This window comes from Collinsella sp. AF38-3AC, assembly GCF_003474365.1.
Taxonomy (GTDB): domain Bacteria; phylum Actinomycetota; class Coriobacteriia; order Coriobacteriales; family Coriobacteriaceae; genus Collinsella.
This window is the reverse complement of record NZ_QROM01000018.1, coordinates 17,648-40,550: the sequence shown is the minus strand read 5'-3', so window position 1 is coordinate 40,550 and position 22,903 is coordinate 17,648. Positions and strand designations below refer to the sequence as shown.

The window sequence follows — 22,903 nt, the reverse complement described above, 5'->3', positions numbered from 1 at the left end:
GCAGCATGATTCCTCTCAATTCCGTGTCCGAAATCTTGACACAGGTCATGCCGGCGGCCGAGCACATCGCCTCCGGCAGCGTCATGCGCGCCGAGCCCGAGGCCGCGTCGACTATGTCGAGCGGGTACGGGCCGACGAGCTTGCCGTCCGCCGTCGTTCCGACGAGGCACGCCGTCTTGCCCGAGAGGTCGTACGGCTCGCCGCGGGCCGTCACCGCCACGGACAGGGTGACGTTCCCGCGCTCGCCCCGTCGCAGCGGTGCGATCTCTACGCCCCCGCACGGCTCGGCGCGCTTGCCGACGTCGAGCCTGATGGATTGCTCCATGCCTACTCCCTCCCATCTTCCTCGAGCGCCCTGAGCGCGGCGAGGGCCGACCTGAACGTCTCGACGGGGTCGGCCTGCTGGGCGGCCTCACCGGACTCGTCCGCCGTCGCCGGCTGCGGGTCGATGATCGCTGCCACGGCGTCGAAGACGGCGACCGTGGCCTTCGTGCGCTCATCGACGTACTCGGGTTTCGCCACGGTGAAGTACTGGTTCTGCTGCTTCGGCTCGCTCACGTCGGCGGCCTTCACGAGCCTGCGCTCGCCGTCGTCCATGACGGCGATGAAGACCATGCCGTTCTTCTCGGCCTCCTCGAGGCGGACGGGGTCATAGTCCCCGAGCTGGCCCTCGACGTTGCCGACGGGGTCGTGGATGAGGTAATCGACGATTTGAGACACTTCTTGATCCTTTCCATCAAGTTCCTACGAGGCCGACCGACGTGATCAGCCCGTTTATCACGCCCAGATTGAAGTTGCCGTACGTCCAGCTGATGCTGTTGCCGTTGTCGCGCACGGACGACACTATCTGCTGCGAGATCGTCCCGGTGCGACCGGTGGTGGTCGTGACGCTCGTGCTGGATGTCGCCGCCGTCGAGACGCTCGGGGACGAGATGCGGATGCTGCCCTGCGCCTGCATCTGGATGCCGTAGTAGGTCCTCTTGTCGACGTTGTTGTACGTCGAAGAGGTGAAGTCGATGTAGGCTACCTTGCTGGCGGGCTGCGAGCTCGGGTCTGCGGTCGACCCGCTCGTCGTCGGCCTGTAGCCGGCCATCTGCCCGGTGGAGTTGAGCATCGTGTAGTAGTTGCTGCTGCCGCAGCGGAACGTGCCCGTGGCCGTGACGTTGTTCGCGGTCATGTAGTTGGTCGTCAGCACGCCGGTCTTGAGGTTCCAGCTGTTGCGGCCCTTTGCGTCTGCGATGGTGCCGGCGGACATGTAGCTCGCGTTGATGTAGAGCTTTCCGCTCTCCATGTAGACGCCCTGCGTCGCGCCGTTGTTGGTCAAGCGGTTGAAGATCTCCTGCTGCCCGAGCTGCTCGTCGTAGGCGCTCAGGATGCCGTCGGCATAGTCCTTGGCACCCTTCTGCTCGATTGCGTGCTGCGCTGCCGTCGCGGCGGAGGCGTACTCCTTCACGGCCGTCGAGTAGGCGCTGTAGGCGGTGTCGTACTCGAGCATCGCCGTCTCGAGCTCCCCGGCGGTCTTGCACTTGAGCACGTCGTTGACGCGGTCGCAGTACTCTCCGTACGTGCCCCCCTCGGCAGTCGAGCCGAATGCCGCCGTGTATTTCGGCGTGAGGACTTTAGATACGTACTGCGAATTAAGCGCGCTGTTCGCCTTGAGCGTCCTGTACTGGTCGCCCGCCTCCTCGCGCTCCTTGTCGACGTCCTGCATGGCCTTCTTCACCGCCGCCTTCTCGGCCTCGGTGACGATACCGTCCCTCGTCGCGTCCTTGATCGTGCCGTCGAGGTCCCCGAGCGAGCTCTGCACGTCGTGCGAGGCCTGGCACGCCTTGTTGTACGCGCTTTCGAGCACCGGCGTGGAGTAGCGCACTGAGCCGTCGCCCATGGTGACGCGCTCCATCGACCAGATGAAGTAGCCGTCGCTCCATTCCGGCAGCTGCTCAGACCAGCCATACTCGGGGTTCCATGCGTTAGTCGGCGGCACCGTGTCGCTCATGTTCTTGGCATACAGCTTGACGACCGACTTGATGGCGCTTCCGGCCATCTGGTTCGCCCCGTTGACCGCATTGGCCAGGCATGGCGCGGTATAGCTCACGGTGCCGTCCGTCCACGCGATCTTGCTGCGCGTCCAGATGTACTTGCCCTTGCCCCACGCCGGCTGCTGGGAGCTCCAGCTGCCGTTGACCTGGGCCGTGTTGCTGGTCGACAGGTAGTACTGCTCGAAGATGGCGGTGATGCCCCTGCCCGAGGCGCCCTGTTGGCCGTCCGCCCCGCTGATGCAGACTGGGTCTGAGTACGTCGCGTCGCCCGACTGCATGACGGTCTTCGTGCGCGTCCAGATGTATTTGCCGTCCGCCCAATCCGGGGCATCTGTCCCCCAGCCTGCAGTCGGCGCCATGGTGCGGGATTCGCCCTGCGCGTACTCGACGTCGACGGACTTTATGACGGCGTCAGTTGTTGCGATGTCCTTGCCGCCGAGTTGGGCGCCAGGTGCGAGGTGGAAGTCCCCTGTGTCGAGGTTCCAGTAGTTGCGGCCGGTCCTGTCCTGGATGGTGCCGGCCTTGATGAGGTCGCCCATCAGCGTGCCGACGGTGATCAGGTCGGCGGTGAAGCCGTCGCCGGTGCCGAAGGTGCGCCAGTCCCACGAGCCGTCGGCCTTGCAGCCGGGGGCGATGCGGAAGCCCTGCGAGCACAGCTGCATGGCGCTCCCCTTGCCCGTGGTCGAGCGGCCGCTGGCATCGAGCGGTACGGAGGCGTAGATGGTCCCCTGCTCGAAGCTGGTGAACGTGTAGCTGTTGCCGTTGAGGTTGAACTGGGCGTTGAGCCCGTCGACAACCTGCTGGAGGTATGCGGGCGGCGTCGACGCGGCGACGTCCCAGCCCGATGAGCGCTTGGACAGGCTCGAGACCTTCTGCTGCTGGGCGAGCCAGATGTCGGTCATGGTCTCGGTGATGTTGCCGAGCGTCACGCGCACCGTGCCGGCGAGCTCGTCGGTCACGAGCTTGGTGACGCGGCCGGAGCATCGCAGCGACGGCGACGCCCTCCCAGCCGCGCCCGAACTGGACGAGGTCGACGGCGTCGGCCTCGTAGGTAAGGCCCGGCTCCTTGTGCGCGTCGAGGTAGGCCGTCGTCTCCGACAGGAGCGTGGCGGCGTCCTCGCAGTCCGAGTCCTCGAACTGGCCGAACACGTGCGCTCGGCCGCCCTTTCCGTCCGGGCGGCCGTAGAGCTTGAGCGCTGCGGCGTCCTCGACGTAGTTCTTCCCGTTGTTGATGTCGCCGAACGTCAGCTTGCGGCCGTAGCCGCCGGCATCGGTCTCGACGCCCTTGCCGTAGCCGTAGCAGGCGGTGATGGCGCCGTAGTGCTCGGTGCGAGAGACCGACACCAGGTCCTTCGTGTAGCTGAACCGGCGGTGTCCGCCCTTCTCGCCTCGGTGCGAGCGGATGCAGACCTTGCGGGATACGACCCTGCCGCCGGAGACGGCGATCTCGGTCTCCAGCTCGCCGCCACACTTCAGGATTGACTGGAGCGCCTCGCGCGAGGATGTGTGGTAGAAGGTCAGGCCCGCGTCCACGGTGCCGGGCTGGTCGACGGCGCCCGCCTCCCAGCGCGTCGGCTCCAGGCAGACGTTGAGGGCCTGGAGGAAGCCGTATCCGTGCGGCCGCTTGTCCTCGATGTAATCGCCGTACAGCTCGCAGACCGAGTCGAGCGCGGTGTCCGTATAGATCGTCTCGCCGCCCGCGTGGAGCCCCTTCGGGTCTTGGCACACGTGCTCGTGCGCCTTGCCGAGGCGGTCCGACCACACGAGGCGGTATCCCTGGCGCAGCGGGAACGTCGTGGCGATGTCCACGGAGTCCTCGCCGTTGAGCTCGTCCGTGTGGACGAGGGAGAGCAGCTCGTCGGCGCCGATGGTCGACACGTAGGCGTCCTGCCACGTGTACACGTCAATACGCACCTAGAGCCACCTCTCCTCCCATTCGAGCGTGGCGGTGCCGCCGCTCGTCTTGATGTTCTGTGTCCCGGCCAGGGCGAAGAAGTCGCTCTCGACCGTGACGGGCCAGTCGGCCCCGTTTACCGTGCAGCGCTCCGACCGCATGTCGAGCACGACGGTCTGGGAGCCGCTGAACGGCGCCTCGACCCGGACGTACCGCCCGGTCGTGACGTTCGTCAGCGTCCAGCTGGAGCCCGCTGGCGGCCTACAGGTCACAGTCGGGCGCGCCCTGTAGTTGCCGCCGGCGGACACCGGCCTCTGCGTCGCAGTCACCTGCTCGGTGCGGTGCCGTCCGTACGCCGCCGGGTCTGCACAGTAGAACTCAAGCGTGAGACCCGGCATGTGCGCGTTGCGCGACTGCTCCGAGCCGCCCTTGTACCTGGCCATGACGTAGCGGCCCGGGGCGTCGTCGAGCACCAGCTTCCGCTCGCCGCCGCACAGAGCCGCGGCGATGGCGTCCCTGGCGGCGGCGACATCGGCGACGGTGCCGCCGATGATGTTGCAGTCGACCGAGATCTCGACCGGCTCGAGGCCCGAGTCGCGGACGTGGGCGCCGTCCATGCCGGGCACCGCGGTCTCGTCGAGTCTCACCTTCGGGGCGAGCGGCCTCGTCACCGCGGTCACGGTCAGGTACTCACCAAGGTCGATTCCTCCGAATATCATGCGAGCCCCCTCCCTGCGAGCGTGTGCCTGCCGCGCATGGCCATGGCGGAGGACAGGCGCTCGGAGTCGATGTACACGTTCCCGTCCTTGTCGCGGATCTGCTCGAGGACGGCCAGGATGCCGTCGAGCGCGTCGCCGCGGCCATCCTCCGGACTCGCAGCGGCGTACGACGCGACCGGGGCGACGGTGAGGCCGGTCGAGAGCATCGTCTGCGCGGTGTCCATGGCCGCGCTGATTGCGGAAGCAACGGAACCCGTGCCGGAGCCGATGCCCTGTGCCCAGCCCTGCATGAGGGCCTTGCCCGAGAAGGTTGTGTAGCCGTGGCCGGAGAAGGGGCCGACCTTAGCCGGCGAGAACGGGAAGTACGAGCGAATCTTGGAGACCGCGCCGGACACCGCCGACGTGACGGAGCCGATTGCGGACTCGATGCCGCTCTTGAGGCCGTTGAGGATTGCCTTGCCGGAGCTGACGAGCCACGAGCCGGCACCGGAGAAGAAGCCCACGATCTTGTCCTTGATCCCCGTCACCGTCGTGTATACGGAGTTGATTCCACTGGACGCGGCCGACTTGATGCCCTCCCAGATGGACGAGCAGGCGCTCTTGATGCTCTCCCACATGCTCGACCACGTCGAGCTGATGCCGTTGAGCACGGAGCTGATCACGCCATTCACCTGGTTGATCGCAGACGTCACCGTGAACTTGATCTTGCCCCAGACAACCTCGGCGAGGTCGAAGATAGCGTTCCAGACGGCATCCCAATCGCCGTTGATTGCCGCGGTGACCGTTGTTATAACGGCCTGCACGACGGCCATGGCGACCTGCACCGCGGTGGAGATCGCGGTCATCACTCCGGTGAGCACGCTTTCGATGGCCGGCCAGACGGCATCCCATACGGCCGAGATTATGCCCATCGCCACCTGGATGGCGCCCTGGATGAGCGGCATCGCCGCCAGTACCGCAGACAGCACGGACTGCACGGCGGGCATGGCAATGGCGACGAGCTGCGAGACGGTCGCCACCACGTCCGCGATGGCAGTGACCAGAAAGCCGATGACCGGAGACAGCGCCTGCACGATGCCGAGCACCACCTGGATGCCCGTGGAGAGCACCGGCAGGACCGTCTGCGCGAGGTTGAGCAGCGCCGCGCCGATGGGGGCGATGAGCGGTGCGATAAACTCGATTGCCGCCCTGATGCCGTTGCCGACGGACGTGGCCACGCCCAGGATGGCCTGCAGCGCCGAGCATATCTGCGAGGAGTCGACCTTCGGCAGCTTGATCCCGATGCCCTCGAGCGCCCCGACGGCGATGTTCCACGCCGTGGCGAGAGCCTCGGACACGATTGGCGTGAGCACCGACGCGATGCCGGAGAGCGCCGCGGGGAAGGCCTCGATGATGCCCTGCCCGATCTGCGCGACGCGCGGCGCGATGTTCTTGGCGACCGCGCCGACGGACGTGAGCAGCTGCTCGGTGAGGACCGAGAAGTCCACGTCGTCTCGTCCCAGGCCGGTGAGGAAGTTCTCCCAGGCGGCCTTGGCCATGCCGATGGAGCCGGAGATGGTCGTCGCGGCCTCATTGGAGGTCGTGCCGGTGATGCCCATCTCCTCCTGCACCGTGTGGATGGCCTCGACCACGTCGGCGTAGCTGTCGATGGTGAGGTCGGCGTTCTTGCCCTGGGCCGCGCGCAGCTTGTTGGCGTCCGCGATGAGTCGCTCCATCTCGGACTTCGTGCCGCCGTAGCCGAGCTTCAGGTTGTCGAGCATGGTGTAATTTTGCTTTGCGAAGCCCTGGTAGGCGTTCTGGACGTCAGCCATGTCCGAGCCCATCTTGTTGACGTTGTCCGCCATGTCGCCCATGGCGGTGTTGGCGGACTCGGCGGCCTTGGCCACGTCGCCGCCGCACGAGCTCACGAGCGATGCGGCGAAGCTCGTCGCCTGCTCCATGTACTGGTTGGCAGACATGCCGCACGTCCTGTAGGCTTCGGCCGCGTAGCCCTGCAGCGTGCCGGAGGCCGACCCGAAGAGCGTGTCGACGCCGCCGACCAGCTGCTCGTAGTCGGCATAGGCGGAGAGTGCCGCGCCGCCGATTGCGGTCACGGCGGTCGTGAGCGCACCCATGCCCGCCGCGGCGACGGTGCCCACGCCCCTGGCGACGGTGCCGAGCCCGCCCAGAAGGCCGCTGGAGCGCTTGACCCCGCCGTCCATGCCGGATGCCATCGAGTCGCCGAATGACTTGCCGGCCTTCGATCCGGTGCTTCCAAATTCAGAGCAAATCTTGCCGGCGAAGCCGTCCATGGACGGCATGAGCGTGATGCACGCCGAGCCTACGCTGGTAGCGCCCTTAGTCGCCATCCCGTCCTCCTAACCCTAGAATCTCGTCGATTTCCGCCCTGTTCGCGAGGGCGTTGCGCTGATGCCTCTTGAGCTCGGCGAGCTCGCCGGGCGTCTTCAGCGGCTGCGGCTCCTGCGGGGAGCGGTGCTTCTTGTCGCTCAGGCCCCACGCGAGGCTGCGCAGCTGGTGCTCGATGCGCCAGAGCATGTACATCTCGTTGCTCCACTTGAGCTCGGGGCACATGCGCCTGGCGCACCTGGACTCCTCCGGCAGTTGCTCCCACAGGAGGGCGGCGCGCCGGAGGTCGTCCGGTCCGCCCTCGAGCGGCAGGTCGATGCCGTAGTACTGGCGGAAGTCCGCTACGACTTCTGCGCGGTGCCCTTCGAGCTCGAGGACGAAGCCGGGGAGTTTTTTGCCTTCGCCGCCTCGAACGCGGCCCGCATCAGCGTGCCGGTGGACTCGACGGAGCCGCCGAGGCGCTCCATGTACTCCTCGTCATGTCCGGCAAACACGCGCTCGAATGCATCAAACATGCCGGCGGGCTCTGTCTCGCTCTTGGCGAACTGCTTGTTGGTCTTGTAGGAGGTGAGCTCGTCGTAGTCCGCGGTGAACTCCCCCTCGATGCCCGGAATGGTGAATGTGAGCTCGGTCATTACTTGTCCTCCGCAGTCTCGGCGGCATTGGCTGTCGCGGTCTCGGTGGACTGGATGTAGTCGTAGCAGGTGTTGCCGTTCTCGTCGGTGAGGTACTTGACAGTGATGGCGCGCGCGGCGAGCTCGCCCACGGCGAGGGTGAGGTCGTCCAGCTCGGAGGACTGGGCGAGCGGCACGACCTTGCGCCAGCGGCGTCCGTCCTTCAGGACGAGCTCGAGCACGGCCGGCCACGTCTCGTCGGAGTTGCCGTTGTGCTTGACGGTGATCATGCCGTCCTCGTCGGTGACGTTGTCGGAGCCGTACATGACCTTGAGGGTCGCGGCCTTAATCTCGGCGAACGTGAGCTGCGCGCTCTCGACGCGGGAGGTCTGGGGCGAGGCGATAAGGTCACCGTTCATGTCCTTGATGTCCTCGGAGTCGGTGTCGAGCGTCTCGACGTAGCCGTCCTCGCTGAGGTATCCGAGGCATTTCCACGCCGCGGGCAGCGCGGTCTTGTAGTCGTTCGGCAGCGCCGTCCCCGCGAGGGCGGTGAAGATGTAGCCGCCCTTGACTCCCTTGGCGCTGGAGACGTTGGCGACGTTGTTGGTGTTGCTTTCTGCCATGATTGCTCCTTATTCGCAGATGGTCAGGTTGATGTTCGTCTGGTATCTGGGAGTCCCCGTGTCGGGGTCGTCCCACCGGTAGGTGCCGTCGGGCACGGCGGAGAACACGTTCGGCTCGTCCTCGATGGCGGCGCACGCCCGCTCGACGGCTTCCGCTATCTCGCGTGCGCGCCTGCGGGTCTTCGCCCACGACGTGGCGAGCACTCGCGGCGACTGGATGAAGCGCGTGGCACCCGTGGCGGCGAGGGTGACCTGGACGAACTCGTCGGGTCTCTCGCGCTGAACGTCCAGCACGCACTTGATTCCGGTCGCGTCCATGAGTCGCTTGGCGACCACCCTCTCGATGTCCATCAGTCACCTCCGAAGATTGCCTGCAGGCGGTTGTGCCTGCGCTCGCTTGCGCGCGCGTGCTTGCTCACCGCGTATATGAGTCGGCCCTTCGCGAGCTTTCCGCCGATGGTCTCGGCCCCGTAGCCGTCCCCGCCGTACTTCTGCGGCAGCGATGCGTTGGCGGACGCGACCGCGGCGTCGGCCTTCTGGTCGAGCATGCCCTGCACTCCCCCGCCGTTCATGACCTCGGCGTATCCGCCGCGGTTCCACTTGAAGTCCTTGATCTTGACCTCGCACTTCGCCTTAGCCATCGGTTCGGGTCACCTCGCAGGTGAGGTCCCAGGGGCCGGGCGTGTTGGCCGCGGTGTATCGCTTGGGGTCTCCGACCACCTTGTAGTCGGTGCCGCGCACCGTGACGGTCGCGTCCTTCAGGGACACGTCCGCGCCCTTCGGAAAGCACAGCGTGTAGGCGACCGTCACGCCGTTCGGGCGCGTCGAGTCGAGGTCGGCGGTCGCGCCGGGGCAGACCACGACGTTGTCGACCGCTACCTCGGTCACCGTCTCGCCGGTAGGCTCGCCCAGCTCGTCGAGCGACCGGACCGCATTGCGCACGGTCACGGTCTCGCCGGAGATGAGGCACATCATTCGGCCACTCCTCCCCTCTCCAGAGGCGTGAGCGCCCCGAGCGCCTGACCCGTGAGCCCGAGGCGCCTCAGGTCGCTCTTGCCCAGGTACATCTCGCCGAGCGCCGAGCCGTAGGTCACCGATGCGGTGTAGCCTCCGGCCCCCTGGCTGTACTGCGTGGCGCCCGCCATCGCGGACGGTGCCGAGAGCACGCGGTTGACGAGCAGGCAGCACACGGCGGGGGCGGCGCGGTCGAATGCCGGGCACGCCCCCTCGATGTAGTCGCCGATTCGGTCCTCGTATGCCGCGAGCATCAGGTCGGATGCGTCCTGCAGCAGCACCCCGGTGCGGGCCTCGTCCGCGGGCTCGCCGTAGCGGGCCTTGTAGTCGTCGACGCTGGCGAGCGCGGCCATGGCTACTGGGCCTCCATGATCCCGGCGTCGACGAGGGCCTGCACGACCTTCGCGACGGTCGGGCTGGCGCCGGGGTTGGCGACCTTCTTGGGCAGCACGAGCGCCTCCCCCTCGGGGGACACGAGCGCCACGTGCTGCGGGAGGATGCTGGACGCCTTGCACGCGTCCTCCACGATGAATTTCTGGACTAGCTGAGCCATCTCGGTACCCCCTAGGCGCTCTTGAGGACGGCGAAGGCCTTCGGGTCGAGTACCGCGTATGCCAGGACAGCCTCGGTGCGGTAGGCGATCTGGTTGTAGCCCTTCAGGTCCTGGCCGGTGTTGTCGGGATCGCCGTACTCGATGACCTCGGCGGTGATGTCGCGGACCATGCCCCACTTGATGGCGGAGAAGTCGCCCATGATGGCGGAGACCTTGGTCGGGGTCTTGGCGAGGCGGCCGTTCACGGTGCCGGACACGGCGGCGGGGATGCCGTCGAGGTTGCCGACGTTGAGGGACAGCGGCACCTCGGGGTACAGGCGCTGTCCAGTGGCCGGGACGCGCAGCTTGCGCAACTCGGAGGCGAACTGGCGGCTCATGGCGATGCCGTTGATGCCGTAGTCGAGCAGCGCGTCGGAGAGGGAGTCGATGTCGTCGACCGGGGAGTCGGTCTTGGTGACGCTATGGACGCTCTCGTCCGCGGTCAGGGCGGTGTAGCCGTTGAGCGCGAGGCCGGTCTTGGGGTTGATGGCGTGGTAGAGGATGTAGTCCAGGGCGCGGCCCGCGGCGGCGGTCTGGTCGGCGATGATATTGGAGATGATCTCCAGCTGGTTGTCCTCGTCGGCCCACTTCAGCTCGTCGGAGACGCGCGTGGTCGTGACGATCTTGGCGCGCTTTGCGACCACGGGGTCGGTGGAGATCTCGGAGCCGGACTTCCTGCCGCCCTCGGCGACGACCTCGGCCTCTGCGGTCGGGTTGAACACGAGGTAGGTCGTGTCTGCGAACTTCTGCGGCGTGCTGGGGCTCAGCGTGGCGATGGTGGAGGTGTCCTTCACCTTGCCGATGATGGTGGAGACCACGCTGGACGGCAGCGTGATTTTCTTGGTGTCGTTTGCAGCCATTTCTGTGCCTTTCTTCGGGTTTGGCTTACTTCAGGAGGCGCTTGGCGAAGTCTCGCAGCGCCTCGTCCCCGCCCTTGCCGCCCTTGTCGAAGCTGCCGGGCTTCTCCACTCGCGGCGCGGGCTTTGTCTTGAATGCGGCGAGCATCTTGTCGCACCATGCGGCCATGCTCTCCTCGTCCTCGCCGACGATGAGCTCGGCGGGGACTCCCTTCTCCTGCGCGACCTTGGCGGCGGTCTTGGCTCGCGACTCGGCCTTCTCCTTGGCGTCGAGTCGCTTCTCGAGCTCCGCGATCTTCTCGTCGGCGCTCTTCTTCGCCTCGGTCGCCTCGTTCAGGGCCGTCGCGGCCCCCTTGTTGGCCTTGGCCTGCTTCTCCCACTTGCGGGAGTGCGCCTTCTCGGCCTCGTAGAGCGCCTTGTAGTCGGGCTCCTCCGTCTCGGTCGTCTCGTCGACCTCGGCGGTGCCGGTCTGTTCCTCTGCCATGTCGCGTCCTTTCCCGGACCGTGCGGCCCGTTGGGCAGGCCGTGCGGCCAAACCCGGTAGATGTGCGTTTCGGGGCCGTGCGGCCCCTGTCCCGGGAAGTGTCCGACAGGCGTGAGATTTGGCTTGTTTGGCGTTTTTCGGCATGAAAAAAGCCGCCCGTGGGCGGCTTTGCTGCTGTCGTTAGTCTGTTGGCGTTATGTCTTCGGCCTCGAAGAACTCGTCGTCATACTTATCCGGACCGTCGGGCGTCTCGAACTCGACCAGACAGTCACCGTTCTCGAATATCTCGATGATGTGTCCCCTGCGGCCATCCGGAACGATGACCTCGTCGTACTCCCTCATGACCGCCTCCCTATTCATCGACAAATATCGTCGTCAGTCTCATCTTAACCGCTCCGTCTTCCTTTATCCAGCCGACCTTCACATCGGCGCTCTTCCCGTCCTTGCCCGCCATCCTCATCCTCGTGGTGTACCTGTCCCCGTGAGGGGTAGTGTCCCTGTACTCGGGAGGGTTCGATGCGACGTGCTCATAAACCAGCGCCCCGACGACCGCGGCGTCCCTGTCGGTGTATCCGAGATAGCCCTCGAAGGCCCTCGCCTTGTTCGCGTCGCCGCTCTGCGATAGCGCATACCTCTCGAGTTTGGGCGCTGCTATGCTGTGCGTCTCAACGGAGCGCAAGACCTTCTCATAGTCGATGCGCTTGTCCGCGTACGCTATTTTCAGCACCCTCCTGTCGAACTCCGAGACCGGTTTCCCGTCCGCCCCCCTCATCCCGTCGATCTGCTCGAACTTATTCCACCTGTCGAGCAGCTCGTCGGGGTCGTAGCCCTCGACCTTGGTCTCTCGGCCCCTCTTGTCGAACTGCGGCACGACCTTGCAGCGGCAGTGCGCGTGGAAGTGGTTCCCCTCGCCGGCGGTCTTCGCGCTCTTGTAGACGAAGCCTCGGCTGGCGAGCATGATGCAGAAGGTGCACGTCTCGCCGCCCATTGGCACGCGCGCGTAGCGCAGGCCGTCGCGCTTGGCATTGCGGCGCATGGTCTCGTTGGCGCGGCGGGATACCTGATCGGTCGCCTTCGCGGCGGCGGCGTCGGCGAACTCTACGCCCTTTCCGGCGATGAGCTTGCCCGCCTGGTAGCGCACCTCGTTCTCGATATATTTGGAAACGTCCGAGGTGTCGAGAATGGCCGGCGGCAGCTTCGCCCCCGACGCCTCGGCCATCTCGTCGTAGAGGTCGGCGGCGCATGTAGCGGCCGCGTCCCCGTAGACCGAGACGGCGTATGAGACGGACTCGATGGTGAAGTCGCGCACCCTCTCGACGGATGAGCCGGGGAACCTCTTCATGAATTGGGTCACGCGCCTGTACACCGTGTCGTACGCGGCGTCGCCCAGCTTCTGGATGCGCGCGTCGTACTCACTGAGCGCCTGCCTGGTCAGTACCATCCTCGCCTCCGCCCACCATGGCGTTGACGATCTGGCGCGCCTCCGACTTGCGGGCGTCCGACTCGATGCGCTGGATCTGCTCGTCCGTGTAGTCGAGCATCTCGTAGGCGACCGTTGAGTTGGCGAGCTTCGGGAGCGCCTGCACCTGCTTGAGCAGCGCGTCGGAAAGGCTCACCGTGGACGGGTATGCCGGGCTGAGGAACCGCGGGTTGATCTCGTGGCCCGCGTCGCGCTCGGTGGCGAAGTCGGTGCCGTTCGCCACGGCGAGCGCCATGTAGGCCACGTTGCGCAGCGCCGTGCCGTTGTCGCGGTTGAGGTTCTTCGCGTCGATGACCAGGGGCTCGAGGGACGCGGCGATGGCGTCCGAGGAGGACGGGTTGTCGTTGGACACGCCGAAGAAGCTCACCGGCACGTTGGTCACGGCCGACATCTGGCAGGCGAGCTGGCGCAGGTACTCCGTGAGCGGGGCCATCTGCAGCTGCGCGGACTGCCAGACCGTGGGCTTGTCGCCGTCGGGGTCTTTGGTGATCTCGTTGACCGCGCCCATCGAGGCGTCGTACTTGTTGCCGTCGTTGAGCATCTTCTTGTAGGTGCCCAGCAGCCACGTCTGCGGCAGGGTCGCGGCCTCGGCGGCGACCTCCATGCGGGCGCGCTGGCGGATGGCATCGTCGGTGATGCTCATCACGGAGCGGCTGATGCGCGATGTGCCGAAGGGGCGCTCGAGAGTCGCGCCGTGCGCCATCGGCTCCATGAGGCAGCGCCCCATCGAGTGCTCGCGGTACTCGGCTGCCCACGAGCCGCCGTCGCGCGTGAGCACCACGAGGCTGTCGTCGGTGAGCAGGTGCACCACGGTCGGCACGCGCTCGGTGTCGCCGGGCATCTTCTTGGACTCCGCCACGACGATGCCCGCCCTGATGGCCTTGCGCGCGTCGTCCCAGAGCGCCGCCGCCGCGGTGGCTGGGTACGCCGAGATGACCGGGAAGCCGCCGCCGTCCGTCACGGTCCAGAAGCCGCAGCAGTGCTTCAGCTCCCCGATGAGGTTCTTGCGGTAGAGGCGCTCCAGCTGGTTCGACTCGCAGATGGCGCGGAGCGCCCTGCCGGTCTGCTCGTCGTTGCAGGTGAAGCCGTTGAAGATGGAGCGGTCCGCCAGGGCGTGCACGGCCTTGCGGGGCCAGTCCACGCGCGGGTTGATCTTCTTGGCGAGGCTCGCCGGCATGGCGATGCCGAGGTCCTTAACCGACACGTGCCCGAGGTAGTAGTCCTCGCGCTCGAGGTTGCTGGCGCGGTGCTCGCGCCATACGGTCATGAGCTCGCGGACGAGCGCCGCATCGCCCGGCTCCAAGCCTGCGGCGGATGCTACCTGCCCCGCCAGTTCCATGTTCACTGCTGCCATCAGAAGCTGGCCTCCTGTTCCCTTCGCGGGTCTCGTTTCGTGGTTCTCGCCGCCCATAGGGCGAGAGATGCGGACTCGATGGGGGCGGCGATGGAGTCGGGGCCGTCCGCGAAGCCCCAGCCGTCCCTGCCTATGTCGCGCTTGAGCGACTTGCGCGCCGAGTCGTCGAGCGCCGGCGACTCGATATGCGAGAGCGTGCCCGAATCGACCTCGTCTTTGAGCATTGACGCCGCGGCCTGCACGATTGCCGGGGTTCCCATCTCGAGTGCGCACTTGCTGAAGCCGCCGTCGAGCATCCGCCGCTTGAGCGCGTCCGCTCCGGACTTGCCGTCGATGCAGACGCACGCGATCTCATCTCGGTTGCGCAGGAGCATGTCCGAGATCGCGGCCGTTCCGCCCGAAGCGCCCATCACGTCGTACAGCTCGACGTAGGACGGTCCGTCCCTATCGGCGAGCGCCCAGGACACCGCGGCGCGGGAGCCGTCAACGGAGAACTTCACGCCGAAGGCGAGCTTTCCGCCAGTGGGCGCTGCCTCGCATGCGCACCCGTCCCATTTCTCGGAGGACAGCGCGTAAAGGTACGAGCCACCGGTCTTCGCCCACCATCCGAGGCGCTCGCGCGCGAACACGTCCGGCTGCATCTGCTCGGACTCGCCCTTGACTGCCTCGTAGTTGAGCACGGTGCCCATGGACGGGTTGTACTCGTACCATCTCGACTCATCGTGGACGTCGCCTATCTCATCAGCGCCCCACTCGACCCAGGCCATATCGGACTCGCCGTCGTGGACGCTGTCGTGGAGATCGCGGAACACCGTGCCGACGTTGTCGGGGCATGGCGGCGTTCCGAGGTAGATGGTCTGAGGGTTGTGCATCGCGCTCGCCGAGATTGCGGGCAGGGACGCTGCCTGCTGGGTGTCCGTGAGCTCCTGCGCCTCGTCGTAGATGAGCACGTCGTAGGTCTTGCCTCGCGCCAGCGAGTTGGTGCGGGTGGTGAAGCGGATGAGTCCGCCGTTCTTGAGGCTGATGGCCTGCTGCCCGTTCGTCTTGCGCACGGCGAGCAGGAGGTCGTGCAGCTCGGTCTCGTCCTCGTCCTCGAATGGCTGGGACAGCTCCTTGAACATCTGGTCGGAGGTGTCGCCGTGCTGGCAGGTGTACAGGATCTTCTCGCCGTTGAGCGCGCCGTAGAAGCACCTGGCGCGCACGACCCAGCTCTTTCCGTTCTGGCGCGGGATGGAGATGCCCAGCGTGCGCAGCAGGTACTTGTCGCGCGCGTCGCGGGCGAGCATCGCGTCGAGCAGGTGCGGCTGCCACGGGAGAGGGTCGCCGAAGTAGGCGGTCGCGAGCTCGCAGGCCATCTCGCCGTCGCCGCTGAGGTCCTCCGGGACGTTCGCCTCGTATGTCGGGGTCTGCCTCGGCTCCATCATGCGCCGGCCGCCTTGGCCTTGCGCTCGCGGTCGGCGAACATGAGGCTCAACACCCTAGCGCCGTCGCTCTGTGGACGCGCCTGCGGCACCTGGATGGGCACTGCCTTGCGCGAAAGGCCGAGCAGCTCGTTGAGCGCGCGAATCTCGGCGGTCGCCTGCTTGAGCACGGAAACGGCGGGGTGCGGTCGCTCCATGATGGCATGCCGCCCGTTCTTCGCCTTGATGGGCTTGTAGCCGACTGGGTCGAGCACCTTCACGGACTTGCCCTTGCTCATGGCATCCTCCGCGGCCTTAGCCACGGCGTGCCAGTAGCACAGCAGCGCGAGGTTCGGCGCGTCCTCGTCTGAGAAGCGCCCCGATGCGGTGACGCTCGCCCAGATCTGCGATTGATAGTCGTCGGCTGCGACCGATTCCGGCATCTCCGGCATCACGGCCTCCTTTCTCGTGCCCGCATTGTGCGATGCGGGTGAGATTCGCGGCCTACCCCCGCCCTGGGGTCAAGGGGCGGGGGGAAATCGGCACTTCGGCATGTGGGTGTCCGCACACCCCCGGGGAGGGGCGATACCCCCCCGCCATCGGCGGCTCAGCGCCCCAGAAAAGCAGCGAGGCGCAGCCGTGCCGACGACCGCGCCTCCAGTTAGGCTTCTCAGCCTCGCCTATTCAGTTGTCCCTAACGCTCAGAACAGCCTCGTGCGCCTTATCTCGACTGGCCTCGCGTCGCCCGGCATGTGCTTGCCCTTCCTCTGGTTGCAGACGCGGTGCGCCGCGTCGAGGTTCGCATAGTCCAGCACCGCGCCGCCCCTCGCCCTCGGCACAACGTGGTCGGCCTCGAAGCTCCACGGCGTGCCGGGCGGCAGGCTGTAGTCTATGGGCTGGCCGCATATGTGGCACGGCCTGCCCTCGGCGCGGAGCCTCGCCTTGAGCTTGCGCTCGGCGTTGCCGTTGGAGCTCCACGTCATGCCAGGCGCTTCCTCGCGAGGTAGTCCTTCTTCACCGACCGGGTCGGGGTCTCGTCGGTTCTCCCTATCTTGATGGTGATCGCGAGGGGCGGCAGCACGAACCTCTCGTCGATGTCCCCCGCCACGTCGTCCGCCATGGACTCCAGCAGCGCCGCGGCGTCGCGGAGCTGCTGCGCAACCCTCTCGCCGGCGCTCATGCGACCATCCCCGCGAGCACCCGCCAGCACCACACGACGGCGGCGGCGCACAGCAGCACGAGCGCGGCCATGATGAGGCACCCGATGAGCTTGCCGATCAGCTTGCCGATCTCTTCCATTCAATCCTCCTATCTCACCCGCACGCCATGCGCACGGAAACGATCAAAACCACGGCGAGTGCCCATGCGGGCCTCGCCGCCCACGCCAGCAGCGCCGAGCGCCGCCAACGGCATCAGCCGCAGAACATGTCGCACGCCGCCTCCTGCATGTCCCTCATGTGGTTCGGTATCCAGTCGAGCGCCCACGCGGCGACGAACGCCGGTTCCTCCTCGGCCTCGCCGTCCTCGACGAAGGCGCGGTCGAACTCGAGCCCGCAGACCCCGTAGTCGCAGCAGCACTCGACCATGTGCCTGCACTCGGCGCACTTCGGGCCGCGCTCCCCGAAGTGCCTGTCGATGTCGCCATCGAAGCATCCCGGCGGCAGGTTGTAGTCGCTATTCGGCTCATAGCCCATCATCACATTCGCCTCGCTATCGTCCGTCGTCCGTGTTCCCCCGCGGCAGTCCAAAACCCCTCAAACTGCCACGGATTGATTGAGACTGAGACCTGGCACGGGTCGGGCGGGAACTGGCAGTCCTTCCAGCCGTTCTCGCGGCGCGGGTTGTCTCCGCCGCAAGACTCGGCGGCATAGCACGCCCTGCAGCGCTCGGGAATCTCGCTGCCCTCCACGCCGGTCACCGCCCTTCCGCCTTCTCGTTCGCCCTGTCTTTCGGCCTCACGATGTCCCGCGGGTCTTCGCCCATCGCCTCAGCGAGGTTGAGCAGGAAGTTCATCTTGACCTCCCGGCCCTCCCTGATCGCGTGGCTCAGGCTGCTGAGGTTGACGCCGGCCTCACGCGCCAGCTGCTTGAGCGGGACGTGGTTGTCGACTCTCCAGTGGGCGATTCTGTCTGCGTCCAGAACGTATTCGGTCGCCATCGCGTCACGCCCTCTCGAATCGGTTTTGGTCGAGCCACCAGCTCGGGCACTGCTCGAGGCCCTTCCACACGCGGTAGTGCATCCAGTCCTTCTGGCGGTCGGCGTTGGCGCACCCGTTGAAGCGGTAGTACAGGCATGTTGTGCAGTCCTCGGGCACGTCCTTCTTTTCGATTACGAGCATCTCTACATCCCCTTCCTGCTATTGCGCTTGCCATTCATCGAGATCGCCACCCCGCAGCTATGGCAGTAGTTCGGCACGCCGTACTCGCCGATTTCCGCACCGCATTGAGGACAAAACACGTAGCCCTCCATTGCGTTTGGTATGACGGGTCTATATATCGGACGGTCGATTAGGTCGGCAAGCACATCCACGTCGTATGCATTGGAGAGATCTGGAATATCGGCGCACCCGACTCCAAGAACGTCCAAGATTTCTGAATCTAAAACCCCGATGTTATGGCATCCATCAGTGAGCCTGCGCAGCTCATCGGCTACCTCGCGGCGCTGCTCGTCGGTAATCACTGGTCCCTCCTGTTCCACACGTCAACGGCAACCCTTCTGCACCTATCTTCCGAGCCGGGGAATCTGTACCCGCCGACTATCGGCCCCCTGGCCCCGCAGCTGCCGCACCTGACGAAATAGAACGGGTAGAGCGTTTCCCCGTACTCGCCCCTGCGTGAGCATCTTGTCGCCGCATTGGTGCCGCCGCAGAACGGGCAGGGCTTCAATTTGGTTCCGTCCATCAATCGTCACCACTCAGCTTGCGGATACGGGATACAACGTCTTCGAGCATTTGGTGCGTGCAATTTCTGACGTATTTATTCCAGAACTTGCAGTCGCCGCACATTTCGCCGCCGTGATTCATATAAGCGCACGCCATCGACTGGAAAAAAGACTCATCACCGGCATCACCGTTTTCGACCGCTCTGTCCAGGTCTTCCTCCAACCTCTCCCAGCTGTCGGGCGTAGTGAGGTAAAGGCTGTCTGCCGGGAGCATTCCGTCTTTCTCTCCCGTAATATCCTGGCTGAACACTTTCCACTGCGACCAAAGGCCGTGGACATCGCATCTGTACGTGAAGCTGGTGATGTGCACCTTTTTGCCGTTGGCGTCATACATCGCCTCGGTGTCCAGCGGAATCTCGCGCCCCTCGGCGTCCTTCGGCAACTCTACGCAAGCCATGGCGCGTCCAACCTCCCCCTGTCCCTGTTGCGCTTGAGGCAGCGCAGCATCGCGTTGTCCACGTCCTGCTGCGTGAGGCCCATCCACGCCATCATGTTTGCGCACGCCTGGATGCAGTCGGCGAGCTCGTCGACCACGTCCTCGTCGCAGCGGTTCTGCCACGCACCGAACACCTCGGCGGCCTCCTCGAGCGGCTTGAGCGCCTTGGCCTTCGGCCCGTCGCCGATGTCGAACGTCTGCGTGCAGATCGAATAGTTAGCCATTAGTCCTCCCCGGTCTCGCAGCTCGCGTCGGCCCAGTAGTTGCATACGGCCTCCGCCTGTGTCCTGTGCACGAACTCGGGCCTGCGCTCGCACTCGGACTCGATGCGCTCGGTCCCGTAGACGCTGCGGAACACGGTCGTCCTGACATGGCAGCAGTTGGCGCAGCGCTCCTCCCGGAGCCCGTCCGCGTAAATGTCCGGTCTCTCGCCCTTCACCTGCATATCTCTCCCTTCGATTGGTTGCCGGCGCTCAACGCCGGCCTCACCGTTGGCGCCAGGCCCGCCTTCTTGGCGCACGCCCTGTGGTAGCCGGAGGGCGAGAGCGTGTAGCCCCCGCACTCCGGGCAGACCGACGCGTACCCGCAGCGGGCGCGGGACTCCCACCATTGGCGGTTCCTGCGCTCGCGCAGCTGCTCATCGGTGAATCGCCTCTTGCCGCCCATCACCGGCACCTCCCGATTCTCTTCAGGTACAGGTTGTTGCGGCGCGAGCGGGCGAGGGCGCGACGGCGGCGGCGCTGCCACTTCGAGTCGAGCGCCTTCGCGAGCTTCCTCATGAGACGGCGGGCGTCTCGGAACACGCGGGAGATGCTCTCCCACAGCATCTCGGCGACGGCCTCCGCGGCGTCGCCGATTGCCTCCAGCAACCGCGTCGCCGCCCAGCTAAGCGTCCCTGGGTAGGGCTCCTCGGTCGTCTCGTCGGTCTTCTTGGCCTCGGTCATCGGTATCCTCTCTTCCCGTACCTTCCGTCGTTCACCATGTTCCTGACGTGGCGCCGCATGTCCCGCGTCGCCTGGTCCCCCTCGGGCGGCAGCTTCCGCCCGCTCGCGCACTCGACGCAGTGGACGCGCCATCCGCCGCGGTAGCGCTCGAAGTGCCCGAACCCGGGAGGCGTCCACCTGCCGCACTCGCGGCAGTAGCCGCCGTAGACGTTCCTAGCCATTCCCCTGCTCCATCCTGTAGACATCGCTGGCCATTGATTCCGCGAGCTCGCGCATGTCGGTCACCTCGGCGCACTCCGCGCCGAAGAACATGCCCAGCTCGCCCCTCTTATGCCTGTCGCACCGGTACGCCCGGCAGATCTCGGGCCTCGCGGCGTAGACCGCGCACTCGCGCCCGTCCGTGAGGTACGGGCACAGCAGGTCGTACTCCGCCCTGGGCTCGGCGGGCTCGATTCCGTTCCGGCGCACGTATACCTCGAGGCGCACCCGGTCGAACGGGCTCACGGGCAGGAACCGCGAGCAGCACTCGCCGCAGCCCCTGCAGTCCCCCGTGTAGAGGTCGGTCACCTCGTTGCCCTGGAGCGAGGCGTGGATGGCCGCGGCGACGGCCCTCTCGTCATTCATCGCCGCTCACCCGCAGGGTCTCGTAGTACCGGTTCACGTCGGCGAGCGCCGTTCCGAACGGGTCTCTCCCTGCGGCCCTGCACCTCTCCAGCTCGGCGTCGAGCTCATCTGCCCTGCGCTTCGCCGCGTCGCGCTCGGCGCGTACCCTCTCCAGCTCGGCGAGCACGTACTGCTCGCATGTCCTTATCTCCATGGGCCTGAGCCCTCCCTGATCATCTCGTTGCCGTATCTGTCGGTTATCAGCCAGTAGCCGAACATGTAGAGGTCGGGGCTGTGCGGCGGGTACTCCCTGAGCAGTGTGCCGGACCACCATGCCTCCTCGGCCGCCCCGGTGCGCCATACCCACTCGGCCCTGAGGCCGCCGTCGTGGAACTTCCCGTGGCACCCGGTCGTGCCGGAGCCGCATAGGGCGAACAGCGGGCTGCGCAGCTCCCACACCCCGTTGGGCGTGACGAGCCTGAACGTCTTCCCCCACGACCTGCGGGCGACGTGGTGGCAGTTGGAGGCGCGCCTTCCGCACACCGCGCACCGGGCCTGCGTCGGCTCATATGCCGTGTCGTGCGTGTACCTCGCCCCGAGGTGGGGCTTGCCGTACAGCTCGGCGCGCTCCTTCGGCCATCCCCTCAGCAGGCCCGCGTCGAGGATCATGAGAACCTCCCCTCGCACGCGGCGCGGGCGGCCAGCAGCCTCTGCGCGTCCTGGTACAGCCCGAACTGGTCCCTGCTCGCGGTCGTGCCCCGCGGGGCCTCGACCTTGCCCGGGTCGATGCCCGGGTGCTCGGCGGCCCACCGGCGCTCCTGCTCGGCCAGCGCCTCCTCGGGCGTCCTCGCGGGCCTGAACGTCGCGGCCTCGACCTCCGAGGCGGTCGGCTTGCCCCTCGCACGGTCGTCGGCGTCGATGCGCTTCTGGCGCCTGGACCAGTCGAGTGCCAGGGCGCCCCAGTTGCTCACCGGCTGGCCGTTGCTCTTGACCCAGCCCTGCGACTCGAAAAAGGCCCAGAAGGCGTCCGGGTCGCCGTTCAGGCAGTTGGCGCCGAAGTAACCGCGGGCCTCCTCCAGCGACGGCGGCTCGAACTCGGGCGGCGCGGCTGGGGCATCGCCCTCATCACAGACCAGTTCAGTACAGGACAGGCTAGGGTAGGTTAGGTTAGGGTTTTCACTTTCGGAAACCTGCGTTTCAGGTTTGTCGGAAACTGGTTTCACGTTTGGAAAACCTAGGTTTTCACTTTCGGAAACCTGCGATTCGGGTTTGTCGACAGTCGGTTTCTTGCGTGGTCGGCCGCCCTTCCCGCCCCTGCCGCGCGCGTCCTTAGAGTTGTCGATGGCGTTCTTCATGGCCTTGAACACGCGGCGCAGGTGCTTCGGGAGGTCGGGTTCGACTCCGTGCAGGCCGTACATCATGATCGCGTCGGCGAGCACCGCGCGGTCGCGCATGTCCTCGGTGTCGCTCTCGTCGAAGTCGTCGTAGACCTCGGCGAAGCTGTCGAACACGGTGAATGCCATCAGAACCACCCCCAGAGAAGCGAAGAGAAGAATAGGAAACCCGCGGAGAAGGAGGCGGCGAACAGGGCCGCCTCCCAGTGGTCGCGGATGATGTCGGGTACGCGCCCCATCAGAACGGGATGTCCTCGTCGTACACGTCCAGCTGCTGCTGGGCGGGTGCCGGCTGCGAGGCGGCCTGCGGTGCCTGCTGGGGCCGCTGCGGTGTCGCCTGCGGGGCCTGCTGGTAGGCCTGCTGGGCGTTCCATTGCGGCGCGGGCTGCTGGCGCGCCGGCTGGGGGGTATATGCCTGCGGAGCGGGCTGCGGCGGGTACGCCTGCTGCTGGTAGCCCTGCGGCGCATACTGCGGCGCCTGCTGGCCGTTGGGGTTCTGGCTCATGAGGACGACCTCGTCTGGGATGATCTCGACCTTCGAGCGCCTGCCGCCCCCGTTCTTGTCCTCCCAGGAGCTGTAGCGCAGCTTCCCCTCGATGGCGACCTTCATGCCCTTGCGCAGAATGCGCGAGAGCGCCTCGGCGCGGTTGCCGAACATGGTGCAGTCGATGAAGTTGGGGTAGTCCTCCCACTCCCCCGTCTGCTGGTTGCGGCGGCGGTCGTTGACGGCCACGCCGAAGCCCAGCACCTGCGTGCCGCCCGGCGTGACGCGTAGCTCGGGGTCTCGGGTCAGATTGCCCGACACCACCACTCTGTTGATGCTCATCTGTATGTCTCCTCTCCGCCGCTCGTCCATGTCCTCTGGATGTCGGCGTCTACGGTCTTGATTCGCAGCTTGAGGGCCATGATCGCCTCGCTCGATGCCTTGTAGAGAGCTTCGGCGCAGTCGCGCAGCTGCTTCTTCTCGGCTATCTCCTCGCGCCCCCGGCACAGGTCGCCGATGATGGTCACCGGCGTGCCCTTGGAGCGCTCCTCGAGGATGGCGATGCGCAGGGCCTTGCGGTAGTCGGCCTCGTTCTCGGCGTACTGCTGGCCCGTCCGCCTGAGCGTGTCCAGCTCCGCCATGAGGCGCTCGAACAGCTCCTCGCGCTGCGCGTACATGTCCTGCAT

General features: G+C 66.3%; 40 protein-coding genes and 1 pseudogene. All 41 read right to left on the bottom strand.

The window, feature by feature from the left end; all coding sequences use genetic code 11:
- Positions 1–325, bottom strand: a 325-nt coding sequence (locus DW029_RS09420) for a BppU family phage baseplate upper protein (RefSeq protein ID WP_118345923.1), incomplete at its 3' end; no start/stop codon positions are given.
- 2 nt (positions 326–327) lie between these two features.
- Positions 328–720: a hypothetical protein gene (locus DW029_RS09415; RefSeq protein ID WP_118345922.1), complete on the bottom strand. Its 393-nt coding sequence runs from the start codon at positions 718–720 to the stop codon at positions 328–330.
- 16 nt (positions 721–736) lie between these two features.
- Entirely contained in the window at positions 737–2,998 is a 2,262-nt protein-coding gene (locus DW029_RS11725) for a hypothetical protein (protein WP_233543850.1), read from the bottom strand.
- A 118-nt stretch (positions 2,999–3,116) separates the two neighbouring features.
- A pseudogene (locus tag DW029_RS11900) lies at positions 3,117–3,767 on the bottom strand (phage tail spike protein); the annotation flags it as partial.
- Positions 3,768–3,953: 186 nt separating this feature from the next.
- Positions 3,954–4,652 carry a distal tail protein Dit gene (locus DW029_RS09405; protein WP_118345920.1) on the bottom strand — a complete coding sequence of 233 codons (699 nt, stop codon included), beginning with the start codon at positions 4,650–4,652 and terminating at the stop codon, positions 3,954–3,956.
- A complete protein-coding gene (locus DW029_RS09400) occupies positions 4,649–7,000 on the bottom strand; it encodes a hypothetical protein (protein ID WP_118345919.1) in 2,352 nt (783 codons plus the stop codon). Before DW029_RS09400 ends, DW029_RS09405 begins: the two co-directional genes overlap by 4 nt.
- Positions 6,990–7,223 (bottom strand): hypothetical protein, encoded by a 234-nt coding sequence (locus tag DW029_RS09395; protein WP_118345918.1) that lies wholly within the window; start codon positions 7,221–7,223, stop codon positions 6,990–6,992. Before DW029_RS09395 ends, DW029_RS09400 begins: the two co-directional genes overlap by 11 nt.
- Positions 7,224–7,339: 116 nt before the next feature.
- Positions 7,340–7,633, bottom strand: coding sequence for a hypothetical protein (locus tag DW029_RS09390; protein ID WP_118345917.1), 294 nt, complete (start codon positions 7,631–7,633; stop codon positions 7,340–7,342).
- Positions 7,633–8,235, bottom strand: a complete 603-nt coding sequence (locus DW029_RS09385) for a hypothetical protein (RefSeq protein WP_118345916.1) — start codon at positions 8,233–8,235, stop codon at positions 7,633–7,635. The genes DW029_RS09390 and DW029_RS09385 overlap by 1 nt, the downstream gene beginning before the upstream one ends.
- Positions 8,236–8,244: 9 nt before the next feature.
- Positions 8,245–8,571 carry a hypothetical protein gene (locus tag DW029_RS09380; RefSeq protein ID WP_147351913.1) on the bottom strand — a complete coding sequence of 109 codons (327 nt, stop codon included), beginning with the start codon at positions 8,569–8,571 and terminating at the stop codon, positions 8,245–8,247.
- A gap of 14 nt (positions 8,572–8,585) precedes the next feature.
- The gene (locus tag DW029_RS09375) at positions 8,586–8,876 is read right to left on the bottom strand and encodes a hypothetical protein (protein WP_118345914.1); all 291 of its coding nucleotides are present in this window, start codon (positions 8,874–8,876) and stop codon (positions 8,586–8,588) included.
- A complete protein-coding gene (locus DW029_RS09370) occupies positions 8,869–9,210 on the bottom strand; it encodes a hypothetical protein (RefSeq protein WP_118345913.1) in 342 nt (113 codons plus the stop codon). Before DW029_RS09370 ends, DW029_RS09375 begins: the two co-directional genes overlap by 8 nt.
- A complete protein-coding gene (locus DW029_RS09365; RefSeq protein ID WP_118345912.1) occupies positions 9,207–9,602 on the bottom strand; it encodes a Gp19/Gp15/Gp42 family protein in 396 nt (131 codons plus the stop codon). Before DW029_RS09365 ends, DW029_RS09370 begins: the two co-directional genes overlap by 4 nt.
- A 2-nt stretch (positions 9,603–9,604) precedes the next feature.
- Entirely contained in the window at positions 9,605–9,802 is a 198-nt protein-coding gene (locus tag DW029_RS09360; RefSeq protein WP_118345911.1) for a hypothetical protein, read from the bottom strand.
- Between the two features lie 11 nt (positions 9,803–9,813).
- Complete coding sequence (locus DW029_RS09355; protein WP_118345910.1) at positions 9,814–10,701, bottom strand: phage major capsid protein; 888 nt, start codon at positions 10,699–10,701, stop codon at positions 9,814–9,816.
- A 25-nt stretch (positions 10,702–10,726) separates the two neighbouring features.
- On the bottom strand, positions 10,727–11,182 hold the full coding sequence (locus DW029_RS09350) for a hypothetical protein (RefSeq protein ID WP_118345909.1): 456 nt from the start codon (positions 11,180–11,182) through the stop codon (positions 10,727–10,729).
- A 180-nt stretch (positions 11,183–11,362) separates the two neighbouring features.
- Entirely contained in the window at positions 11,363–11,524 is a 162-nt protein-coding gene (locus tag DW029_RS11350; protein ID WP_158572658.1) for a hypothetical protein, read from the bottom strand.
- A gap of 10 nt (positions 11,525–11,534) precedes the next feature.
- The gene (locus tag DW029_RS09345; protein WP_147351912.1) at positions 11,535–12,623 is read right to left on the bottom strand and encodes a DUF6883 domain-containing protein; all 1,089 of its coding nucleotides are present in this window, start codon (positions 12,621–12,623) and stop codon (positions 11,535–11,537) included.
- Positions 12,595–14,016: a phage portal protein gene (locus DW029_RS09340; RefSeq protein ID WP_158572657.1), complete on the bottom strand. Its 1,422-nt coding sequence runs from the start codon at positions 14,014–14,016 to the stop codon at positions 12,595–12,597. Before DW029_RS09340 ends, DW029_RS09345 begins: the two co-directional genes overlap by 29 nt.
- Complete coding sequence (locus tag DW029_RS09335) at positions 14,016–15,440, bottom strand: terminase large subunit (RefSeq protein ID WP_118345906.1); 1,425 nt, start codon at positions 15,438–15,440, stop codon at positions 14,016–14,018. The genes DW029_RS09340 and DW029_RS09335 overlap by 1 nt, the downstream gene beginning before the upstream one ends.
- Positions 15,437–15,868, bottom strand: a complete 432-nt coding sequence (locus DW029_RS09330) for a P27 family phage terminase small subunit (protein WP_118345905.1) — start codon at positions 15,866–15,868, stop codon at positions 15,437–15,439. Before DW029_RS09330 ends, DW029_RS09335 begins: the two co-directional genes overlap by 4 nt.
- 249 nt (positions 15,869–16,117) lie before the next feature.
- Entirely contained in the window at positions 16,118–16,399 is a 282-nt protein-coding gene (locus tag DW029_RS09325; RefSeq protein ID WP_118345904.1) for an HNH endonuclease, read from the bottom strand.
- Complete coding sequence (locus DW029_RS09320; RefSeq protein WP_118345903.1) at positions 16,396–16,596, bottom strand: hypothetical protein; 201 nt, start codon at positions 16,594–16,596, stop codon at positions 16,396–16,398. The genes DW029_RS09325 and DW029_RS09320 overlap by 4 nt, the downstream gene beginning before the upstream one ends.
- A complete protein-coding gene (locus DW029_RS11815) occupies positions 16,593–16,715 on the bottom strand; it encodes a hypothetical protein (RefSeq protein WP_255413800.1) in 123 nt (40 codons plus the stop codon). Before DW029_RS11815 ends, DW029_RS09320 begins: the two co-directional genes overlap by 4 nt.
- A 113-nt stretch (positions 16,716–16,828) precedes the next feature.
- A complete protein-coding gene (locus DW029_RS09315) occupies positions 16,829–17,113 on the bottom strand; it encodes a hypothetical protein (RefSeq protein WP_118345902.1) in 285 nt (94 codons plus the stop codon).
- Complete coding sequence (locus DW029_RS09310; protein ID WP_118345901.1) at positions 17,113–17,334, bottom strand: hypothetical protein; 222 nt, start codon at positions 17,332–17,334, stop codon at positions 17,113–17,115. Before DW029_RS09310 ends, DW029_RS09315 begins: the two co-directional genes overlap by 1 nt.
- Positions 17,331–17,573 (bottom strand): helix-turn-helix domain-containing protein, encoded by a 243-nt coding sequence (locus tag DW029_RS09305; protein ID WP_118345900.1) that lies wholly within the window; start codon positions 17,571–17,573, stop codon positions 17,331–17,333. Before DW029_RS09305 ends, DW029_RS09310 begins: the two co-directional genes overlap by 4 nt.
- Before the next feature lie 4 nt (positions 17,574–17,577).
- A complete protein-coding gene (locus tag DW029_RS11345; protein ID WP_158572656.1) occupies positions 17,578–17,754 on the bottom strand; it encodes a hypothetical protein in 177 nt (58 codons plus the stop codon).
- A gap of 2 nt (positions 17,755–17,756) precedes the next feature.
- Positions 17,757–18,095 (bottom strand): hypothetical protein, encoded by a 339-nt coding sequence (locus DW029_RS09300; protein WP_118345899.1) that lies wholly within the window; start codon positions 18,093–18,095, stop codon positions 17,757–17,759.
- Entirely contained in the window at positions 18,092–18,316 is a 225-nt protein-coding gene (locus DW029_RS11895; RefSeq protein WP_118345898.1) for a Lar family restriction alleviation protein, read from the bottom strand. Before DW029_RS11895 ends, DW029_RS09300 begins: the two co-directional genes overlap by 4 nt.
- Positions 18,316–18,753 (bottom strand): hypothetical protein, encoded by a 438-nt coding sequence (locus DW029_RS09290; RefSeq protein ID WP_118345897.1) that lies wholly within the window; start codon positions 18,751–18,753, stop codon positions 18,316–18,318. The genes DW029_RS11895 and DW029_RS09290 overlap by 1 nt, the downstream gene beginning before the upstream one ends.
- Positions 18,741–19,016, bottom strand: a complete 276-nt coding sequence (locus DW029_RS09285) for a hypothetical protein (protein WP_118345896.1) — start codon at positions 19,014–19,016, stop codon at positions 18,741–18,743. The genes DW029_RS09290 and DW029_RS09285 overlap by 13 nt, the downstream gene beginning before the upstream one ends.
- On the bottom strand, positions 19,016–19,231 hold the full coding sequence (locus DW029_RS09280) for a hypothetical protein (protein WP_147351911.1): 216 nt from the start codon (positions 19,229–19,231) through the stop codon (positions 19,016–19,018). The genes DW029_RS09285 and DW029_RS09280 overlap by 1 nt, the downstream gene beginning before the upstream one ends.
- On the bottom strand, positions 19,228–19,458 hold the full coding sequence (locus DW029_RS09275) for a hypothetical protein (protein WP_118345894.1): 231 nt from the start codon (positions 19,456–19,458) through the stop codon (positions 19,228–19,230). Before DW029_RS09275 ends, DW029_RS09280 begins: the two co-directional genes overlap by 4 nt.
- On the bottom strand, positions 19,458–19,736 hold the full coding sequence (locus DW029_RS09270) for a hypothetical protein (RefSeq protein ID WP_118345893.1): 279 nt from the start codon (positions 19,734–19,736) through the stop codon (positions 19,458–19,460). The genes DW029_RS09275 and DW029_RS09270 overlap by 1 nt, the downstream gene beginning before the upstream one ends.
- A gap of 213 nt (positions 19,737–19,949) precedes the next feature.
- The gene (locus tag DW029_RS09260) at positions 19,950–20,360 is read right to left on the bottom strand and encodes a YkgJ family cysteine cluster protein (RefSeq protein WP_118345891.1); all 411 of its coding nucleotides are present in this window, start codon (positions 20,358–20,360) and stop codon (positions 19,950–19,952) included.
- Positions 20,353–20,553, bottom strand: a complete 201-nt coding sequence (locus DW029_RS09255; RefSeq protein ID WP_118345890.1) for a hypothetical protein — start codon at positions 20,551–20,553, stop codon at positions 20,353–20,355. The genes DW029_RS09260 and DW029_RS09255 overlap by 8 nt, the downstream gene beginning before the upstream one ends.
- Positions 20,544–21,008 carry a hypothetical protein gene (locus tag DW029_RS09250; protein WP_118345889.1) on the bottom strand — a complete coding sequence of 155 codons (465 nt, stop codon included), beginning with the start codon at positions 21,006–21,008 and terminating at the stop codon, positions 20,544–20,546. Before DW029_RS09250 ends, DW029_RS09255 begins: the two co-directional genes overlap by 10 nt.
- Positions 21,005–21,862, bottom strand: coding sequence for a hypothetical protein (locus tag DW029_RS09245; protein WP_118345888.1), 858 nt, complete (start codon positions 21,860–21,862; stop codon positions 21,005–21,007). Before DW029_RS09245 ends, DW029_RS09250 begins: the two co-directional genes overlap by 4 nt.
- 109 nt (positions 21,863–21,971) lie before the next feature.
- Positions 21,972–22,559, bottom strand: coding sequence for a single-stranded DNA-binding protein (ssb, locus tag DW029_RS09240; RefSeq protein WP_118345887.1), 588 nt, complete (start codon positions 22,557–22,559; stop codon positions 21,972–21,974).
- Positions 22,556–22,903 (bottom strand): hypothetical protein, encoded by a 348-nt coding sequence (locus DW029_RS09235; RefSeq protein WP_118205802.1) that lies wholly within the window; start codon positions 22,901–22,903, stop codon positions 22,556–22,558. The genes ssb and DW029_RS09235 overlap by 4 nt, the downstream gene beginning before the upstream one ends.

Excerpts from the sequence above, each read along its gene's own strand:
- DW029_RS09375 (WP_118345914.1), bottom strand. The coding sequence starts at position 8,876 with ATGGCTAAGGCGAAGTGCGAGGTCAAGATCAAGGACTTCAAGTGGAAC.
- DW029_RS09330 (WP_118345905.1), bottom strand. The coding sequence starts at position 15,868 with ATGCCGGAGATGCCGGAATCGGTCGCAGCCGACGACTATCAATCGCAG.
- DW029_RS09345 (WP_147351912.1), bottom strand. The coding sequence starts at position 12,623 with ATGGTACTGACCAGGCAGGCGCTCAGTGAGTACGACGCGCGCATCCAG.
- DW029_RS09270 (WP_118345893.1), bottom strand. The coding sequence starts at position 19,736 with ATGACCGAGGCCAAGAAGACCGACGAGACGACCGAGGAGCCCTACCCA.
- DW029_RS09250 (WP_118345889.1), bottom strand. The coding sequence starts at position 21,008 with ATGATCCTCGACGCGGGCCTGCTGAGGGGATGGCCGAAGGAGCGCGCC.
- DW029_RS09400 (WP_118345919.1), bottom strand. The coding sequence starts at position 7,000 with ATGGCGACTAAGGGCGCTACCAGCGTAGGCTCGGCGTGCATCACGCTC.
- DW029_RS11895 (WP_118345898.1), bottom strand. The coding sequence starts at position 18,316 with ATGGACGGAACCAAATTGAAGCCCTGCCCGTTCTGCGGCGGCACCAAT.
- DW029_RS11815 (WP_255413800.1), bottom strand. The coding sequence starts at position 16,715 with ATGGAAGAGATCGGCAAGCTGATCGGCAAGCTCATCGGGTGCCTCATC.
- DW029_RS09275 (WP_118345894.1), bottom strand. The coding sequence starts at position 19,458 with ATGGGCGGCAAGAGGCGATTCACCGATGAGCAGCTGCGCGAGCGCAGG.
- DW029_RS09385 (WP_118345916.1), bottom strand. The coding sequence starts at position 8,235 with ATGGCAGAAAGCAACACCAACAACGTCGCCAACGTCTCCAGCGCCAAG.
- DW029_RS11350 (WP_158572658.1), bottom strand. The coding sequence starts at position 11,524 with ATGAGGGAGTACGACGAGGTCATCGTTCCGGATGGCCGCAGGGGACAC.
- DW029_RS09255 (WP_118345890.1), bottom strand. The coding sequence starts at position 20,553 with ATGGAGATAAGGACATGCGAGCAGTACGTGCTCGCCGAGCTGGAGAGG.
- DW029_RS11345 (WP_158572656.1), bottom strand. The coding sequence starts at position 17,754 with ATGCTCGTAATCGAAAAGAAGGACGTGCCCGAGGACTGCACAACATGC.
- DW029_RS09355 (WP_118345910.1), bottom strand. The coding sequence starts at position 10,701 with ATGGCTGCAAACGACACCAAGAAAATCACGCTGCCGTCCAGCGTGGTC.
- DW029_RS09315 (WP_118345902.1), bottom strand. The coding sequence starts at position 17,113 with ATGATGGGCTATGAGCCGAATAGCGACTACAACCTGCCGCCGGGATGC.
- DW029_RS09350 (WP_118345909.1), bottom strand. The coding sequence starts at position 11,182 with ATGGCAGAGGAACAGACCGGCACCGCCGAGGTCGACGAGACGACCGAG.
- DW029_RS09320 (WP_118345903.1), bottom strand. The coding sequence starts at position 16,596 with ATGAGCGCCGGCGAGAGGGTTGCGCAGCAGCTCCGCGACGCCGCGGCG.
- ssb (WP_118345887.1), bottom strand. The coding sequence starts at position 22,559 with ATGAGCATCAACAGAGTGGTGGTGTCGGGCAATCTGACCCGAGACCCC.
- DW029_RS09235 (WP_118205802.1), bottom strand. The coding sequence starts at position 22,903 with ATGCAGGACATGTACGCGCAGCGCGAGGAGCTGTTCGAGCGCCTCATG.
- DW029_RS09335 (WP_118345906.1), bottom strand. The coding sequence starts at position 15,440 with ATGATGGAGCCGAGGCAGACCCCGACATACGAGGCGAACGTCCCGGAG.
- DW029_RS09360 (WP_118345911.1), bottom strand. The coding sequence starts at position 9,802 with ATGGCTCAGCTAGTCCAGAAATTCATCGTGGAGGACGCGTGCAAGGCG.
- DW029_RS09260 (WP_118345891.1), bottom strand. The coding sequence starts at position 20,360 with ATGAATGACGAGAGGGCCGTCGCCGCGGCCATCCACGCCTCGCTCCAG.
- DW029_RS09340 (WP_158572657.1), bottom strand. The coding sequence starts at position 14,016 with ATGGCAGCAGTGAACATGGAACTGGCGGGGCAGGTAGCATCCGCCGCA.
- DW029_RS09405 (WP_118345920.1), bottom strand. The coding sequence starts at position 4,652 with ATGATATTCGGAGGAATCGACCTTGGTGAGTACCTGACCGTGACCGCG.
- DW029_RS09285 (WP_118345896.1), bottom strand. The coding sequence starts at position 19,016 with ATGGCTAACTATTCGATCTGCACGCAGACGTTCGACATCGGCGACGGG.
- DW029_RS09245 (WP_118345888.1), bottom strand. The coding sequence starts at position 21,862 with ATGGCATTCACCGTGTTCGACAGCTTCGCCGAGGTCTACGACGACTTC.
- DW029_RS09395 (WP_118345918.1), bottom strand. The coding sequence starts at position 7,223 with ATGTGCCCCGAGCTCAAGTGGAGCAACGAGATGTACATGCTCTGGCGC.
- DW029_RS09305 (WP_118345900.1), bottom strand. The coding sequence starts at position 17,573 with ATGGCGACCGAATACGTTCTGGACGCAGACAGAATCGCCCACTGGAGA.
- DW029_RS09365 (WP_118345912.1), bottom strand. The coding sequence starts at position 9,602 with ATGGCCGCGCTCGCCAGCGTCGACGACTACAAGGCCCGCTACGGCGAG.
- DW029_RS09390 (WP_118345917.1), bottom strand. The coding sequence starts at position 7,633 with ATGACCGAGCTCACATTCACCATTCCGGGCATCGAGGGGGAGTTCACC.
- DW029_RS09370 (WP_118345913.1), bottom strand. The coding sequence starts at position 9,210 with ATGATGTGCCTCATCTCCGGCGAGACCGTGACCGTGCGCAATGCGGTC.
- DW029_RS09290 (WP_118345897.1), bottom strand. The coding sequence starts at position 18,753 with ATGGCTTGCGTAGAGTTGCCGAAGGACGCCGAGGGGCGCGAGATTCCG.
- DW029_RS09325 (WP_118345904.1), bottom strand. The coding sequence starts at position 16,399 with ATGACGTGGAGCTCCAACGGCAACGCCGAGCGCAAGCTCAAGGCGAGG.